Origin of the sequence: Schumannella luteola, assembly GCF_013408685.1 — a bacterium.
Classification (GTDB): Bacteria; Actinomycetota; Actinomycetes; order Actinomycetales; family Microbacteriaceae; genus Schumannella; species Schumannella luteola.
Map to the genome: position 1 here is coordinate 662,120 of NZ_JACBZY010000001.1, position 18,128 is coordinate 680,247.

Annotated in this window: 9 protein-coding genes; 6 read left to right on the forward strand and 3 right to left on the reverse strand. The window is 72.5% G+C overall.

From position 1 onward, the window contains the following. Window positions 1-30 precede the first annotated feature (30 nt). Complete coding sequence (locus tag BJ979_RS02985) at window positions 31-780, reverse strand: metal-dependent transcriptional regulator (protein WP_179565038.1); 750 nt, start codon at window positions 778-780, stop codon at window positions 31-33. Next, a complete protein-coding gene (locus tag BJ979_RS02990) occupies window positions 777-2,102 on the reverse strand; it encodes a sodium:proton exchanger (RefSeq protein ID WP_179565040.1) in 1,326 nt (441 codons plus the stop codon). The genes BJ979_RS02985 and BJ979_RS02990 overlap by 4 nt, the downstream gene beginning before the upstream one ends. Window positions 2,103-2,428: 326 nt before the next feature. Here BJ979_RS02990 and BJ979_RS17860 point away from each other — a divergent pair, with 326 nt between their 5' ends. The 6 genes from BJ979_RS17860 (at window position 2,429) to BJ979_RS03020 (ending at window position 17,446) form a co-directional block, all read left to right on the forward strand. Beyond that, window positions 2,429-11,119, forward strand: coding sequence for an Ig-like domain repeat protein (locus BJ979_RS17860; RefSeq protein ID WP_179565042.1), 8,691 nt, complete (start codon window positions 2,429-2,431; stop codon window positions 11,117-11,119). A 385-nt stretch (window positions 11,120-11,504) separates the two neighbouring features. Then, window positions 11,505-13,412 (forward strand): MDR family MFS transporter, encoded by a 1,908-nt coding sequence (locus BJ979_RS03000; RefSeq protein ID WP_179569964.1) that lies wholly within the window; start codon window positions 11,505-11,507, stop codon window positions 13,410-13,412. 162 nt (window positions 13,413-13,574) lie between these two features. Beyond that, on the forward strand, window positions 13,575-14,213 hold the full coding sequence (locus tag BJ979_RS17300; RefSeq protein WP_218853425.1) for a TetR/AcrR family transcriptional regulator: 639 nt from the start codon (window positions 13,575-13,577) through the stop codon (window positions 14,211-14,213). Between the two features lie 147 nt (window positions 14,214-14,360). Continuing rightward, window positions 14,361-15,470 (forward strand): hypothetical protein, encoded by a 1,110-nt coding sequence (locus BJ979_RS03010; RefSeq protein ID WP_179565044.1) that lies wholly within the window; start codon window positions 14,361-14,363, stop codon window positions 15,468-15,470. Between the two features lie 76 nt (window positions 15,471-15,546). Then, window positions 15,547-15,744 carry a three-helix bundle dimerization domain-containing protein gene (locus BJ979_RS03015; RefSeq protein ID WP_179565046.1) on the forward strand — a complete coding sequence of 66 codons (198 nt, stop codon included), beginning with the start codon at window positions 15,547-15,549 and terminating at the stop codon, window positions 15,742-15,744. A gap of 277 nt (window positions 15,745-16,021) precedes the next feature. Further along, window positions 16,022-17,446: an APC family permease gene (locus BJ979_RS03020; protein ID WP_343046580.1), complete on the forward strand. Its 1,425-nt coding sequence runs from the start codon at window positions 16,022-16,024 to the stop codon at window positions 17,444-17,446. Between the two features lie 21 nt (window positions 17,447-17,467). Here the strand turns inward: BJ979_RS03020 and BJ979_RS03025 are convergent, their stop codons facing one another. Continuing rightward, window positions 17,468-17,947 carry a VOC family protein gene (locus BJ979_RS03025; protein ID WP_179565048.1) on the reverse strand — a complete coding sequence of 160 codons (480 nt, stop codon included), beginning with the start codon at window positions 17,945-17,947 and terminating at the stop codon, window positions 17,468-17,470. Window positions 17,948-18,128 lie beyond the last annotated feature (181 nt).

Here is an 18,128-nt window from a genome sequence, read left to right on the forward strand (position 1 = left end):
GCGACCGCGCTCCTGCTCGCGACCCGGCGGTCAGAGCGGGAGGGCGCGGATCGACTCCGCCGCGACGGCGCTGAGCTCCAGCTCGGCGCCGTCCGTCGTTCCCGGGGCAGCGGCGCCCTCGCCCTCCGCGAGCGCGGCGTCGCCGACGGGCGCGTGCCGCACGCGCATCGCCCCGACCGCATCCATCGCCGTGACGACCACCAACTCGGTGCCGACCGCGACGCCCTTGTCGGCGAGGTAGCGCAGCACCTCGGGGTGCCGGTCGGCGACGCGCAGCACACGCACCCGGCGCCCGGCCGCGACGGCGGCGAGCGTCGGCGCGTCGGCGAAGGGGATGCTGCCGTCGACACCCGGGATCGGGTCGCCGTGCGGGTCGGCGGCCGGGTGCCCGAGCTCGGCGTCCATGCGCTCGAGCACGAGGTCGCTCACCGCGTGCTCGAGGCGGTCGGCCTCGTCGTGCACCTCGTCCCAGCCGAAGCCGAGCCGCTCGACCAGGTAGGTCTCGATGATGCGGTGCCGGCGCACGACCTTCGTCGCGATCGCCCGGCCGGCATCCGTCAGCTGGATCGAGCCGTAGGGCTCGTACTCGATGAGCGCGTCGCGGGCGAGCTTCTTCAGGTTCGCCGAGACGGTCGACGGCGTGACGCCGAGGCGCGCGGCGAGGTCGGTCGTGGTGGGCCGGTCGCCCGGCCACTCGTAGGCCTTCCAGACGATGGTGAGGTAGTCCTCCTCCATGCGGCTGGGCTCGCGGTCTCGGGCGGCCGCCGCATCGATCGTCATCGCTGAGAGGCTACTGCCGCCTGCTGCCCCGTCGCGGGCCCGCCCGCATCCCCGTCGCGCCCAGTGATCTCAGCATCGACCGGCCGCGCCCGCCGGAACGGCGCCGCCAGCGTCGGCACGATGTCGCGCCGGTGCACGATCAGCGCGCCGACGGCGATCACGAGGTGGATGACGCTGAGCACGTAGCGCCCGTTCTCGTCGGGCACGAAGAACTGCACCGCGAAGAGTCCGGCGAGCGCCGCCGCCGACCACCAGTGGAAGCGCAGGGCGAGGATGATCGCGACGCCCATCACGGTCTGGCTGGCGGTGAGCACGAACTCCTCGACCTGGCGGGCGTCGAGCTCGAGCGCCCATCCGCCGCCGCCGAGACCGTGGGCGACCGGCAGCGAGCCGACGAGCAGGCTCCACTGGTTGACCTTCGAGGCGATGAGCGTGCCGATCGCGGCGCCGCCCATCCCGCGCAGGGCGAACATCGTCGCGACGATGAACTCGGGCGCCTCGGAGGCGAGCGGCGCGAGCCACTGCACGAGGAAGTAGCTGTCGATGCCGAGCGACGAGCCCGAGGAGACGAGCGCCTCGGCGAAGGGCTCGGCCGAGCTGAGGATGATGGCGGCGGCCACGACGAACAGGGCGATCACGGTCGCGCGGCGGGCGCGGGTCGGCAGCTCGGCGATGAGCGCGGCCCCGCCGACGAACTCTTCCTCGCCGTCGTCGTCGGAGTGGTTCTTGCTGGCGCGCCAGAGGTAGAGGCCGAAGGTGACGACGAGCAGGGCGCCGAGCCAGATCGGGATCGTGCCGAGCAGCGGGATCGCGAAGGCGGCGATCGAGAGCAGGGCGAGGAAGCCGATGTCGAGGCGGTTCTCCTTCGGCAGCTCGAGGGCGTGCGCCGCGCGGGCCGGCTTCGCGGCGACCGCCCCGGACCGCATCGCCTTCGTCGTCATCCGCCGCGCGACGATCAGCGCGGTGATCACGACGAGCGGCCAGCCGAAGCCGAGCAGCAGCCGATTCGATCCGGTCATGTTGGCGGCGGCGAACTGCGCGTACTCGGGCTCGGAGCCGGAGCGGAAGGCGTAGAAGAGGTCGACCGCGTATTCGGGCAGCACGGCGATGAAGGCGAGGATCGCGATCGCGAGCGCGCCGGAGATGTCCTTCTGGGCGGCCTCGGCGGCCCAGGCGAGCAGGAACGCGGCGGCCACGACGGCGGCGCCGAAGACGAGCAGGTCGACGACCGGATCGGGTCGGAAGCCGGTGACGCGGAAGGCGATCGCGGGGGCGGCGATCACAAGGCAGATCAGGATTCTGCGGATGAGCTCGGCGGGCATGGTGGTGGTGTCCCTTCCCGGATGCGCGCCCTCCCGGCGTTCATCCTCAGCGACCCTGTCGCGCGCGCCCGCGGTGTGTCGACGGGCATCTCGTTGTTGGACGCGTCCAACATCCGCGTCGCCGGAACGGACATCCGCTGTCCCTCGATCCGGTGGGAACCGTTCGGGGGCCGCTCGCACTGGGGGGGCGAGTGCGGGGTGAGAAGCCTTGACGGATGTCGCATAGCGCGGGTTACCCTCGACCCGAAGACTGCTCACGGCCGCCGAGTACCAGCGACGCGAATCCGACCAGGGGAGCGGTCCCGGGGGAAACGGAATAACCGACCGTGCACGACTCAACGCTGCCCGCGCGCGCCCGAAAGCTGCTCGCTGCGTCCACTGCTCTTCTCGTCGGAGCGGGCCTCGCCCTGCTGCCGGTCGCGACGGCCTCCGCCGCACCGCCCGCGCAATCGACCTTCGAGACCGAGAGCTTCACCGGCTCCGACCTCGCCGTTCGCGGCAACTGGCAGAAGCTGACGCCGTCGAAGTCGGGCGCGACGAATGCGGCCTGCTTGACGGGCAAGACCACGGCCTCGGCCAACCAGACGCCCGTGCCGGGATGCGCGACGACCGCGGAATCGCCCGGGGTGCTGCGCCTCACCCCCGCGCTCGGCGATCAGGTCGGTGCGCTCGGTTCGACGCAGTCGATCCCGACCACCAAGGGTCTCGACATCTCGTTCAACTCGTATCAGTGGGGCGGCAGCGGCGCCGACGGAATCGCGTTCTACCTCGCCGCGACCGACCCGCTGAACCCGCAGGTGCCGAGCACGACCGGTGCCCTCGGCGGATCGCTCGGGTATGTCTACGGCAGCGACAGCAACGGGGCGCTCAACGGTCTGAGCAACGGATACCTCGGCATCGGACTCGACGCCTACGGCAACTACATCCAGGTCGGCGGCACCACGCCCTCCACCTGCCGGGTCACGGGCGAATACACCGCCGTCGCGGTGCGCGGCCCCGGAAACACCACCAACGGATACTGCCTCCTGAACCGCCAGACCTACACCAAGGTCGTGACCGGGCAGACCGTCAAGGATCAGTCCAAGCTGGCAGGCACCACCCGCGCGAACTCGCTCGTCCCCGTGCGCGTGCTCTACAACCCGACCGGCGCCGACATCACCGCTGCCGCCACCGCGTCGTTCGGCACGTTCACCGTTCCCGCCGGCAGCTACGCGGTGCTCTGGAAGCCGATCGGGGGCGCCGTCACCTCGATGACCGGCGCGCTGCCGAAGTACACCAGCTCGGAGTACTCGGCCTTCGCCCCGAACGCGAGCTGGTACAACCCGACGACCGGCTACCCGTACAAGCTCAGCTACGGCTGGACCTCGTCGACCGGCGGAGCCAACGACAACCACGAGATCAGCACCGTCTCGGCGACGACGCTCGCCGGCCCGGTGCCCGTCATCACCCTCGCCGGCAGCACCTCGACCGCCCCGAAGGGCGGAACGGGCACCTACACGGTGACGCCCACGGTCAGCCCCGACGGCGGCTCGGAAGACCAGCCCGTCGTCGTCACGACGACCTTCCCGGCCGGCACCACGCCGACCACGCCCACCACGCTGCCGACCGGATGGACCTGCGCTGCCCCGTCCGGCCAGGCCATCACCTGCACCTACACGCCCACCGCCGCCGTCGCCGCGGGCACCGCTCTTCCCGCGCTCAACCTGCCGTACTCGGTTCCTACGAGCACGAACGTCACCGGCACGGCCCTGAACGTGACCTCGGCGAGCACGTCGAACGACAGCCTGCCCGCCTCGGGCACCGGCACGATCACGGTCGCCAAGGGCGTCACGACGACGACCGAGACGGTCAACAACGCCGCCACCGCCACGGTCGCCTACGGCACCGCCGCGAACCTGCGCGCCACGGTCGCACCGTCCGCCGCGACCGGCACCGTGACCTTCACGAGCGTGGATGCGGCGAACAACCCGATCACGCTCTGCACCGCGACGCTCACCGGCGGTGCCGCGACCTGCGCGACGTCGACGACCCTCGCGGCGGGCACCTACCCGATCACCGCGACCTACTCGGGCGACACCCAGTACGCGACCTCCACCGTCTCCAGCGCCACCCTGACCGTCAACAAGGCCGGCGCGCCGACTCTCACGACCACGGCCGCCGGAGCGACCAGCGGCGGCTCGGTCGTCTACGGCAACGGCACGCCGCTGAACCTGACCGGCATCCCGGCCGGCGTCGACGGCACCTCCGCCGTGCAGTTCGTCGTCAAGGACTCGGCGGGCACGATCGTCGACACGGTCAACACCACCGTCGCGAACCTGGCGACCGCGACCAGCAAGGTGCTGCCCGCCGGCACCGGCTACACGGTCATCGGCACCTGGGCGGGTGACGCCAGCCACGTCGGCGCCGCCGGTGCGCAGGCGTCCTTCGCCGTGACCAAGGCCACCGCCCCGGCGCTGACCACGATCTCGACCGCGACCGTGACCTACGGCAACCACCTCGCGCTGGGGCTCACCGGCATCCCCGCGGATGCACCCGGCACGAGCGCCGTGACCTTCACGATCAAGGACTCGGCCGGCAACACGGTCGACACCGTCACCACCACCGTCGCGAACCTCGCCACCGCCCAGAGCAAGGTGCTGCCCGTCGGCACCTACACGGTGCAGGGCACCTGGGCGGGCGACGCGAACCGCAACGCCGCCACCGGCACGACATCGAACTCGTCGGTGGTGAAGGCGAACTCGCCGACCCTGACCACCACGGCCACGGCGACCACCACCTACGGCAACCAGCTGAACCTGGGTCTGACCGGCATCCCCGCGGATGCCGCCGGAACCGGCACCGTCACGCTGACCGTGCGCAACAGCGTCACGAACGCCGTCGTCGACACCGTCACGACCACCGTCGCGAACCTCGCCACCGCCAAGAGCAAGGTGCTCCCGGTCGGCAGCTACACGACCACCGGCGTCTGGGCCGGCGACGCCAACTACAACGGCGCCACCGGCAGCGCCGCGGGATCGACCGTCACCAAGGCGAACTCGCCCGCGCTGACGACGACCGCGACCGCGACCACGACCTACGGCAACCAGCTGACCCTCGGCATGACCGGCATCCCGGCCGACGCCGTCGGCACGAGCGTCGTCACCCTCACCGTGCGCGACGCGGCGAACAACGTCGTCGACACCGTCACCACCACCGTCGCGAACCTCGCCACCGCCAAGAGCAAGGTGCTGCCCGTCGGCAGCTACACGACCACCGGCGTCTGGGCCGGCGACGCGAACTACAACGGCACCACCGGCACCTCCGCGAGCTCGACCGTCACCCAGGCGACGCCCCCGGCGCTGACCACCACGGCCACCGCGACCACCACCTACGGCAACCAGCTCGCCCTCGGCCTCAGCGGCATCCCCGCCGACGCGACCGGCACGAGCGCGGTCACCTTCACCGTGCGCGACGCGGCGAACAACGTCGTCGACACCGTCACCACGACGGTCGCGAACCTCGCCACCGCCAAGAGCAAGGTGCTGCCCGTCGGCACCTACACGACGACGGGCGTGTGGGCCGGGGATGCGAACTACGCGCAGCGCGCCGGCACGGCCGCCGGCTCGACGGTCACCAAGGCGGCGACGTCGCTGACCACGACCGCGCAGGGACCGCAGAGCTACGGCACGCCGGTTCCGCTCGGTCTGACCGGCATCCCGGCCGACGCCGTCGGCACGAGCGTCGTCACCCTCACGGTGCGCGACGCGGCGAACAACGTCGTCGACACCGTCACCACCACCGTCGCGAACCTCGCGAACGCCAAGAGCAAGGTGCTGCCGGCCGGCAGCTACACGGTCGTCGGCGACTGGGCCGGCGACGCGAACCACTCCGCCTCGACCGGCACGCAGGCCACCTTCACGGTGACCCCGGCCGGCGCGGCGACGCTCACCACCACGGCGCAGGGGCCGCAGACCTACGGCACGCAGGTGCCGGTCGGGCTGACCGGCATCCCCGCCGACGCCGTCGGCACGAGCGTCGTCACCTTCGACGTGAAGAACAGCAGCGGCGTGACCGTCGACACGGTCAGCACCACGGTCGCGAACCTCGCCACCGCGAAGACCAAGGTGCTGCCGGCCGGCGACTACACGGCCGTCGGCACCTGGGCCGGCGACGCAAACCACGCGACCGCCACCGGCAGCGCCGCGCCGTTCACGGTGACCAAAGCCGCCTCCACGACCGCGACGACCGCGACCGGCAAGCCCTACGGCACCCCGGTTCCGCTCGGCGTGACCGGACTGCCGGCCGACGCCGACCCCGCCTCGTCGATCTCGATCGCGATCACCACGCGGGCCGGCACGCCGGTCACCACCGTGACCACGACCGTCGGCCAGCTCGGCACCGCGCAGGTCGCCGGACTGCTCGCGGGCGACTTCACCGCCCGCGCCACCTGGGCCGGTGACGCGAACCACACGTCGAGCGTCGCGTCGCCCGCCGACTTCACCGTCGCCAAGGCCGCCTCGCCCGCGCTCACCACGACCGCGAGCAACGTCGCCTACGGCATGCCGATCCCGCTCGGCCTGAGCGGCATCCCCGCTGACGCCACCGGCAGCTCGGCCGTCACGCTCGTCGTGAAGAACGCCGCCGGCGACACGGTCGACACCGTCACCACTACGGTCGCGGGCCTCCCGAACGCGAAGAGCAAGCTGCTCCCCGCCGGCAACTACACCGTCGTCGGCACCTGGGCCGGCGACGCGAACCACACCGGCGCCGACGGCGCGGTCGCCACCGCCACGGTCGCGAAGATCGACCCGACCCTCACGACGACCGCGACGGGACCGCAGACCTACGGCACCCCGGTGCCGCTCGGCCTGAGCGGCATCCCCGCGGATGCGACCGGCAGCTCGGCCGTGACGCTGACGGTGAAGGATGCCGGCGGCAACGTCGTCGACACCGTCACCACGACCGTCGCGAACCTCGCGAACGCCAAGAGCAAGGTGCTCCCCGCCGGCAGCTACACCGTCGTCGGCGACTGGGCCGGCGACGCGAACCACAACGCCGCCACCGGCGCCCAGGCCGCCTTCACGGTCACCCCGGTCGCCGCGCCGACGCTGACCACCACCGCCGCCGGGCCGAAGGCCTACGGCACCCCGGTGCCGCTCGGGCTCACGGGCGTCCCCGCCGACGCCTCGGGCAGCGGCGCGGTCACGTTCGACGTCAAGAACAGCGCCGGCGACACCGTGCAGACCGTGACCACGACGGTCGCGCAGCTCGCCTCCGCGCAGGCGACCGGCCTGCCCGCGGGCGACTACACGGTCGTCGGCACCTGGGCCGGTGACGCGAACCACACCGGAGCCACCGGCAGCCAGGTCGGGTTCGCGGTCACGAAGGCCGCCTCGACCCTCGCCACCACGGCGACGGGCAAGCCCTACGGCACCCCGGTGCCGCTCGGCGTGACCGGCCTGCCGGCCGACGCCGACCCGGCCTCGGTCATCACGATCGCGATCGCGACCGCCGCCGGAACCCCGGTGACGACCGTCACCACGACGGTCGGGCAGCTCGCCACAGCGCAGGTCTCCGGCCTCCTCGCCGGCGACTTCACCGCCACCGCCAGCTGGGCCGGCGACGCGAACCACACCGCGTCGAACGCCACCGCGGCGCCGTTCACGGTGAGCAAGGCGGCCTCGCCCGCGCTCACCACGACCGCGACCGGCGTGCCCTTCGGCACGCCGATCCCGCTCGGCCTGAGCGGCATCCCCGCTGACGCCACCGGCAGCTCGGCCGTCACGCTCCTCGTGAAGAACGCCGCCGGCGACACCGTCGACACCGTCACCACCACGGTCGCCGACCTCGCCGCCGCGAAGTCGAAGATCCTGCCCGCCGGCGACTACACGGTCACCGGAACCTGGGCCGGCGACGCCAACCACACCGGCGCCGACGGCGCGGTCGCGAACGTGACGGTCGCCAAGGCCGCCGCTCCCGCGCTCACCACGACCGCGCAGGGTCCGCAGGCCTACGGCACCCCGGTGCCGCTCGGCCTCACCGGAATCCCGGCCGGCGCCGACGGCGCCAGCGCCGTGACGCTGGTCGTGAAGGATGCCGGCGGCGCCACCGTCGACACCGTCACCACCACGGTCGCCGACCTCGCCGCCGCGAAGTCGAAGATCCTGCCCGCCGGCGACTACACGGTCATCGGCACCTGGGCCGGCGACGCGAACCACGTCGGCGCCGACGGCAGCTCCGTCGGGTTCACGGTGACGCCGCGCGACACCGCGCTCACGGCCACGGTCGACGGGAAGACCTCGTCGAGCGTCGCCTACGGCGGCTCGCCCGCCTTCGCTGCCACCGGGCTGCCCGGCGGCGCGACGCCCGCGACCGGCACGATCTCGTTCGTCGTCAGCGGCGGCCCGGCCGATGGCACCGTGCTCTGCACGGCGACCCTGCCGGCCACCACCTGCTCGCCGAGCGCGGTGACGCTGCCGGTCGGCAGCTACTCGGTCGTCGCGCAGTACTCCGGCGACGCGGACAACGCGCCCAGCACGAGCGGTCCGGTGACCCTCGAGGTGACCGCGGCGCCCACGAGCCTCACGCTCGCCACCCCGCCGGCCGCCACTTACGGCACCCCGGTGACCCTCGACGCGAGCGGCCTGCCGGAGGCGGCGAGCGGCACGATCGAGTACCGCGCCACCCGCGACGGCGAGACGGTCGTGCTCTGCCGCACCGACATCGACACGAGCACGTCGTGCGCGACCCCGGCCACCCTGCCGGCCGGCGAATACAGCGTGGTCGCGGTCTTCATCCCGACGCCCGGTTCGCCCTACGCCGGGTCGACCAGCGCCGCGAAGACGCTGACCGTGGCGAAGGCCGCCCCGACCGTGAACGCCACGGTCGACGGCGACCCGGCCTCGGCCAGCCACCCCTACGGCGTCGCCTCGACGCTCGCGGTGACGGGCCTGCCGGCCGACGCGACCGGCACGATCACCTTCACCTACACCGACGCGAGCGGCTCGCACACCCTGTGCTCAGGCCCGGTGACGAACGGCGGCGTGAGCTGCGCGACCGTGGCGACACTGCCGGCGGGGTCGTACGCGATCACCGCCTCCTACAGCGGCGACGCCAACTACGCCGCGGCCACGGGCAACGCGCTCGAGCTGACCGTGACGCAGGCCGAGCCGACCGTGACCATCACCGCCCCGGCCCAGTCGGAGTACGGCCAGCCGTTCACCGTCACGCTCGGCGACGAGCTGCCGACGGATGCCACCGGCACGGTGAAGATCACCGACCAGGACGGCACGCTGCTCTGCACCGTGACCCTGCCGGCCCGCAGCTGCGAGATCACCGCCGTGCTGCCGGTGCGGGCGGGCGGCTACCAGCTGACCCCGACCTACTCGGGCGACGCGAACCACACCCCGGCGACGGGATCGCCCGTCACGGTCACCGTGACCGAGCAGGCCACCAGCCTGACGGCGAAGGCGAACGGATCCGACGCGGCCACGACGACCTACGGCACCGCCGCGACGCTCAGCGCATCCGGCCTGCCGGCGGGCGCGACCGGTCTGGTGTCGTTCACCTACGTGGACGGCGACGGGGTCACGCGCACGCTGTGCAGCGAGAACGTCGGCGCCGACGGCACGGTCTCGTGCACCGGTCCGGCCGCTCTCGGCGCCGGGGAGTACGACATCACCGCGGTCTACGAGGGCGACGCGAACCACCAGCCCACGACCAGCCCGGCCGTGACGCTGACCGTGCAGCCCGCCGGAACCGGCGTCGTGGTCGAGCAGCCCTCGGGCGCCGTGTTCGGCACGGCGACGACCGTGACGGCGGGGAACATCCCCGACGGCGCGAGCGGCCAGCTCACCTTCCGGTACACGGATGCCGACGGCGTCAGCCACGACATCTGCACGGTGAGTCTGCCGACGCGCGAGTGCGAGCTGCCCGCCGACCTGCCCGCGGGCACCTACCCGGTGACGGTGCAGTACTCGGGCGACGCCGACCACGCCGGCTCGACGAGCCCGGCCGTGAACGTGGTGGTCGCGAAGCAGCCGACCGACGTGCAGTTCGCGTCCGACGCGCCCACGACCGCCGTCTACGGCACCGCGGCGACGCTGCCCGTGACGGGGCTGCCGACCGGCGCGACCGGCGAGGTCGACGTGATCGCGATCGGCGCGGGAGGAGCGGAGACGGTGCTCTGCCGCATCACGCTCCCCGCCACGTCGTGCGCGACGCCGACCGACCTGCCCGGCGGCACCTACACGATCGTGCCGCGCTACCTCGGCGATGCGAACCACGAGGCGAGCCAGGGCGCGGCGCTGACCTTCACGGTCACGCCGAGCACGACGCCGCTCGGGGTCACGGTCGCCGAGAACAAGCCGGTCTGGGGCGGCGCCGTCACGCTGACGGCGACCGAGCTGCCTGCGGCGGCGACCGGAACGGTCACCTTCCGCGAGGGCACCACGGTGCTCTGCACGGTCAACCTGCCGACGCGCAGCTGCCAGACCAGCGTGCTGAAGCCGGGCGAGCACACGGTCACCGCCTCGTACTCGGGCGACGCGAGCTTCGCGCCGGCCGCGGCCGAGACCACGACGACCGTGTCGATCATCTCGACCGTCGACCCGCAGCCGGAGCCCTCGACGACCTCCACGTCGAAGATCACCTGGCCGGCCACGCCGGGCGCCGCGGGCTACCGCGTCATCGTGTCGACGTCGCCCGACTTCTCGAACCCGATCCCCGGCTGGAACGGCCGCGGTGTCGCGGGCACCGAGACCTCGATCGACATCACCGACCTCGACCCGAGCACGAAGTACTACTTCCGGGTCGTGGGGGTGGATGCCGACGGCGTGGTGCTGTCGACCCACGACGGCATCATCGTCACCGCGGCGACCCCGCCGGCGACGGGCCCCGGCTCGGGTCTGGCCGCGACGGGCGTGAACGGCCTCGCGGGTCTGCTCGGCGGGCTCGGGATGCTGGCCGCCGGCGCCGCGCTGGTGCTGCTGCGGCTGCGCCGCCGTCGCGCGGACGACGAGGGAGGCGCCACCGCCTGAACCGGCTGAGCAGCTGGCGCTCGACGTCAGCCGAATCCGAGGGGCCGTCCGCATCGCGCGGGCGGCCCCTTCGCGCGTCACCCGAAAAGGCGACACCCGTCGCCCAGATTTGCACTTGACGCAATCTTGCACGCGCGTAATATTGCACCGCTTGCAAAAAGTTCCACGCAGGCATCCGCCAACGTCGGCGCCCCGGAAACGCCGAACAGCGGATGCTGCCACCGACGCGAGGAGCGCCCCGCCCGCGCTCCGCATCCACCACACACCGCGCTCACGAACGCCGTTCGCCAGCGCACGCGTCGAAGGACCACCACCCGTGTCATCCACCACCGCGACCGCCTCGGCGTCGCCCGCATCGAGCCCCGCGTCCGGCGGATCGCCGATCATGACCCACCGGCAGATCCTGCTGGTCATCTACGGCCTCATGGCCGGCATGTTCCTGTCGTCGCTCGACCAGACCATCGTCGGCACGGCCATCCGCACCATCGGCGACGACCTGCACGGCCTCGACCAGCAGGCCTGGGTCACCACGGCGTACCTCATCACGAGCACGATCGCGACGCCGATCTACGGCAAGCTCAGCGACATCTTCGGCCGGCGCCCGCTCTACATCTTCGGCATCGGCGTCTTCCTGCTCGGCTCGCTGCTCGCCAGCTTCTCGGGCACGATGCTCGAGCTCGCCGCCTTCCGTGCCATCCAGGGCATCGGCGCCGGCGCGCTCATGTCGCTGCCGCTCGCGATCATGGGCGACATCCTCGCTCCGCGCGAGCGCGCCAAGTACCAGGGCTACTTCCTCGCGACCTTCGCGATCTCGAGCGTCGTCGGCCCCCTCGTCGGCGGACTCTTCGCCGGCGCCAGCCAGATCCTCTTCATCGACGGATGGCGCTGGGTCTTCCTGGTCAACGTGCCGATCGGCGTCATCGCCCTCGTCATGGTGCTCGCCTTCCTGCACCTGCCCAAGTTCGCCCGCCACGGCAAGCCGCGCATCGACTGGTGGGGCGCCAGCGCCGTCATCGTCACCCTCGTTCCGCTGCTGCTCGTCGCCGAGCAGGGCCGCACCTGGGGCTGGAGCTCGCCCGGCTCGATCGCCTGCTACGTGATCGGCGCCGTCGGACTCGTCGCCTTCATCGTCATCGAGACCCTCATGAAGGACGACGCGATCATCCCGCTGCGCCTCTTCCGCTCGAGCGTCTTCTCGATGTCGACCATCCTCGGCGTGCTCGTCGGCTTCGGCATGTTCGGCGTCATGCTCAGCGTGCCGCTCTACCTGCAGATCGTGCTCGGCCTGTCGCCGACCGAGTCGGGCTTCGCGATGATCCCCATGGTCGCCGGCCTCATGACCGCGTCGATCGTCTCCGGCCAGGTCATCTCGCGCACCGGGCACTACCGGATCTTCCCGATGACCGGAACCGCGTTCACCGCGATCGGCTTCTTCATCCTCACCTTCATGACGACCGACCGCCCGCTGTGGTTCCTGCTGATCGCGCTGTTCGTCGTCGGCCTCGGCCTCGGCCAGCTCATGCAGACGCTGACCCTCGCCAGCCAGAACTCCGTGCAGCCGCACCAGATGGGTGTCGCGACCAGCGCATCCACCTTCTTCCGCCAGATCGGCGGAACGCTCGGCACGGCGATCATGCTCTCGGTGCTGTTCTCGATCCTGCCCGGCGCGATCACGACCGCCACCGGCGACAAGGCCACGCTGACCTCGGCGCTGGATGCGGCGCTCGACCCGGCCGTCGCCGACAAGAAGTCGAACGCGGCCATCATGAAGAAGCTGTGGACGCCCATCACCTCGAAGCTCGAGGAGGGCGTGCAGGCGCAGCTCGACGGCGCCGTGCAGCAGGGCGTCGCCGCCAACCCGAACGCGCCCCTGTCGGTCATCGCGGCCGGCGTCGCCGAGAAGGCGCACGCCACCGCGACCGACGGCAAGGTCAGCGTCGACTGGTCTGACGAGGGCCAGCGCACCTACTGGGTCGACCAGCTCGTGCCCGAGGTGAAGAAGAACATCGACTCGAGCAAGAAGTCGACCGCGTCGAGCACCTCCGAGAACTCGACGAACGACACCTCGTTCCTCAACGGAGCCGACCCGCGTCTGACCAAGCCGTTCCTCACCGGGTTCAACAACTCGACCCTGGTGATCTTCTGGATCGCGCTCGGCGACATGATCCTCGCGTTCATCCTGTCGCTCTTCTTCCGGGTGCCGGCCCTGCGCCAGCACTCGGCGATGCAGGAGCGCGCCGACAGCGCCGGCGTCACCGCGACCGGCACCATCCAGGTCACCACCCCGGCCTGACCCGACCCCGCGCGGCGGGGCGGCATCACGACACGGATGCCGCCCCGTCGCCGGATCGCGACCCTCACCGATCGACGATCCCGCCGCCCCGATCTCGACCTCGACCTCGAGATCCCGACCCCCGACATCCCGACCCCCGACATCCCGACCCCGGATCACCCCATGAGCTCCACCGACACCTCCGCTGACAGCACCGCGACCAGCACGGATGCCGCATCCGCCGACAGCGGCGAGGGCGCCTCGCTGCGCGAGCGCAAGAAGCAGCAGACGCGCCGCGCGATCCACGAGGCCGCCCTGCGCCTCATCGAGCAGCACGGCCTCGAGGCGACCACGATCGAGCAGATCTGCGCCGAGGCCGAGGTCTCGCCGCGCACCTTCTTCAACTACTTCCCGTCGAAGCCGGCCGCCGCCCTCGACCTGCCCGAGCGCGTCATGAGCGCCGAGACCGAGCAGCGCTTCCGCTCGGCGACGGGCGCGCTCGTGCCCGCCCTGTGCGAGCTCATCATCGACATGGGCGCCGCCGGACCCAAGCGGGCGCGCATGAAGGAGCTCGTCATCCGCCGCCCCGAGCTGGTGCCGCCGCTGTCGCAGTGGATGACCGGGCTGCGCGGCGACCTCGTCGCCCTCGCCGCCTCCCGTGCCGGCTCGCACGCCGAGGCCGAGCTCGCGGTGACGCTCGTCATGGCCGCGCTCGGTTTCGTGCTGCACCACGAAGAGGCCGACGACGAGGCGCCGCTCGCCGAACGCCTGCGCGGCGCGATCGACCGGCTCGTCGCCGTGAACGCGGCGCCGCTGGTCTGAGTGCGGCGCCCCGCTCCTCTCTCGTTCCTCGCCCCGCTCGTCCCTCGCCTCCGCGCATCCCCACGTCGAGATGTCTCGCACGCCTCACCGGCGCGGCGTGTCACGGGCATTCGGGGCATCTCGATGCGCGGACGTTAGCGTGACCGCGTGAGCAGCCCCGATCATCCCGGCCCCGAGGGCGATGAGGGCGACGCCGGCCGCACCCCCGCCCCGCTGGACCCCGGCGCCTGGGTCGACCCCGACACGCGCGAGTGGCGGATGGATCGCGACTTCCCCGACCGCTCGCGCGGCGCGCTCGCCTCACTCGCCCGCACCCGCCCCGAGCTCGTGCGCCCCACGGCCGCACTGCTGCTCGGCGCCCTCGTGATCGCGGTCGGCGCGGCGGCGCTCGGCGCCCCGACGATCGCCTGGTCGGCCGTCGGACTGGGCGTGCTCGTCGCGCTCGGCATCGGCGCGAGCCAGACCTCGGTGCACCGGGACTTCGACGCCTACGCCGGCTCGATCCACCAGCTGCGCTTCACCCCGACCTCCTTCGTGCTGTCGAAGCCCGGCAGCACCCTCGAGGTCGACTGGGCGGGCATCACCGGCGCCCGTGCCCGCGGCGACCTGCTCGAGCTGCGCACGAGCGTGGACCATGTCATCCCGCTCATCCCACTGCCCCTGCTCGGGCCGACCGGACTGCGACGCCTCCGCGAGGCGATCGACACAGGTGTGGATGCCGCCGCCGGCCCACCGCCGCCGTTCCCGATCACGCATCCGGTCGAGGGCCTGCCGAGCGCCTACCCGGTCGGATCGACCCTGCCGGGCGGCGCCGGACCCGGCCGGGCCGCGGTGCGCATGGCCCGCGGTTTCGCGACGAGCCCGGCGCCGATCGTGCTCATCGCCGTCGTCGCGATCCTGCTCGGGCTGCAGGCCGTCACCGGATCGCGCCTGCTCGGCGAGTGGGCGATGCCGTACCTCATCTTCCTCGGACTCGCCCTCGCGGTCTCGGTCGGCGCTGCCGCCATCGCCGCGCAGCGCGCGCGTCGCCGCGGCCTCGTCGGCTCGGCGCAGCTGCAGTCCGACCGACTCGCGACCCGCATCGGCCCGACCGCCGCCACCTACGAGCTCGCCTACGTCAGCGACGTGCAGATCACGGCCGAGCACGTGCTGTTCCAGACCCGTCCGCGCGGCCAGTGGCACCTCATGTCCCGCGAGCTGCTCACCGCCGAGGCCCAGCGCGACCTGCTGCTGCGGGTGTCGGGGCGCGGCGTCTGAGCTCCGCGAAGCGGATGCCCACTCACGTTGATGCGGATGCATGGTGTCGTTCACCCGAGCGTGCCAGGATGCCGACATGACCACCGAGTTCAACCGCGACGAGGCGATCCGCCAGGTCACCGAAGGCCTTCGCAAGAAGTTCCCCGACCACAGCGACGAGCAGCTGTCGACGGTTGCGACGGAGGAGGTCGACCGCCTCGCGACGAAGCCGGTCACCGACTACGTGATCGTGCTCGGCGAGCGCGCGGCGCGCAAGCGACTCAAGGCCGACTGACCCACGCTGCCGTTACGCGTGGCCGCAAAAGGTGGCGGCGCAGAGCGGCCAGCACAGGGTGACGAGCGCAGGGTGGCCAGAAAGCGCACGCCCACACGGCGTGTCGCGTGCACTACGTGGCCACCCGCGAGATCGACCCACCGAGGGTGGCCAGAAAGCGCACGCCCGCACGGCGCGTCGCGTGCACTTCGTGGCCACCCGCGAGATCTCGTGCGCGGCGTCGGCGTCGGATGAGGCCGGCAACCGGTGCGACACCGGCGGGCGGTAGCATCCGCGCGTGACTCAGGCCGGCACATCCGCCCCCGCGCTGACGCGGCGACTCGGGCTCGGCGACGCCGTGATGCTCGGGCTCGGCTCGATGATCGGCGCCGGCGTCTTCGCCGTCTGGGCGCCGGTCGCGCGCACCGGGGTGGATGCGTCGCAGATCCTGCTGGCGCTGCTGATCGCCGGCGTCGTCGCGGTCGCGAACGGGCTCTCGTCAGCGCAGCTCGCCGCGCAGTACCCGACCTCCGGCGGCGCCTACGTCCCGGCGCGGGAGCGACTCGGAGCCTGGCCCGGATTCCTCGCCGGCTGGTCGTTCACGATCGGCAAGACCGCGAGCTGCGCGGCCATGGCGGCGACCTTCGCGACCTACGCGGTGCCGGCGGCGAGCGGATGGCAGCGTCCCGTCGCCGCGCTCGCGCTCCTGCTGGTGCTGGCGGTGAACCTCGGCGGGGTGACGCGCACGGCGCAGGCGGCGCGCATCCTCGTGATCCCGGTGCTCGTGATCCTCGTCGGCGTCGTGGTGGTCGCGCTGTCGACGCCCACGCCACTCGGGCCCGAGCTGTCGCCCTCCGCGCTGCCGACGCTCGAGCCCGGCTTCCCCTTCGGCGCGCCGACGACCTCGGCGGTCGACCCGACAGGCTCGCCGGTCGGCGGACCGAGCGACCTGCGATCGTCGCCGTTCGGACTCACCTGGCTGGGCGCACCCTCGCCGGGCGGCGCCGCTTCGCCGCTCGCGGTGCTCACCGCATCCGGCCTCTTCTTCTTCGCCTTCGCCGGCTACGCCCGCATCACGACCCTCGGCGAGGAGGTCGTGCGCCCGCGCCGCACGATCCCCCGCGCGGTCGTGATCGCGCTGGCGACCGTGATCGTGGTCTACCTCGCGGTCGCGATCGCGGTGCTGCACGCGCTCGAGCCGGCACGCCTGCTCACCTCGGCCGCGCCGCTCGCCGACGCGGTGTCCGCCGCCGGGCCGGTCGCCGTGATCGTGGTGACCGTCGGCGCCGCGCTCGCCTCCCTCGGAGCCCTGCTCGCCCTGGTCACCGGCGTCAGCCGCACGGCCCTCGCCATGGCCCGCACCGGAGACCTTCCCCGCGTGCTCGCCCGGGTGGATGAGCGCCGCTCGGTCCCCTGGGCCGCCGAGGTCGCGGTCGCCGTCGTCGCCGTCGCGCTCGTGCTGACGCTCGACGTGCGCTCGGTGATCGGCTTCTCGTCGTTCGGCGTGCTGCTCTACTACCTCGTCGCCAACGCGACCGCGCTGACGCAGGCGCCCGGTCACCGCTTCGTGCCCCGCGCCGTCTCGGTGCTGGGGGCGCTGGGATGCCTCGTGCTCGCCATCACTCTGCCGCCGGCGTCGGTCGTGGTCGGGGCGGGCATGCTGCTCGCTGGCATCCTCGCCCGGCTGGTGGTGCACGCCGTCACCCGCCGAGGCACCCGCTGACCCGACTCCAGCGCCCCGCGCTCAGCCGAGCCGCTGCGCGAGCTCGACGATGAGCCCCTCGGGGCCGCGCACGTACACGAGCCGGTAGCCGTGCGTCTCGATGACCTGGCCGAGCGGCGCGTGGCCGTGCTCGGCGACGACGGCGAGCGCCGCATCCAGGTCGTCCACCTCGAAGCAGACGTGACGCGGGCCGTGCGCGTTCGGGGCGGATGCCGCGGCCCCACCCGGCGCATCCGGACCCGCTCCGCCCGGATGCACGTAGCGCGAGAGCTCGAACGCCGAACTGCCCGGCAGAGCGACACCGTCCGCATCCACCCCGCCCGGAACCGTCAGGTAGACCATCTCGGTGCGCACGGCCTCGAGCGCGAGGAGACGAGCGAGATAGCCGCCCTCCATCTGCTGCACGGGCGAGGCCTCGAGCCCGAGCGCGACGAAGAACGCGACCGCCGCCTCGAGGTCGTCGACGTTGATGCCCACATGGTCGAAGCGCCGGATGCCCATGCGGCGAGGGTAGGCGCGCGGCGCCGCGGGCGACAGGCTGGATGCGACGATCACTCCCCGACTGCATGAAAGTGTCGTCAGACTCGGCGCGCCTGTGCCCCGATCCGGGCGGGCAGTGATCCGCGCCTGACCGGGCATTTCTCCGCCGATCGTCCGCGAGGGGGCGAAGCCGAGCGCCGCT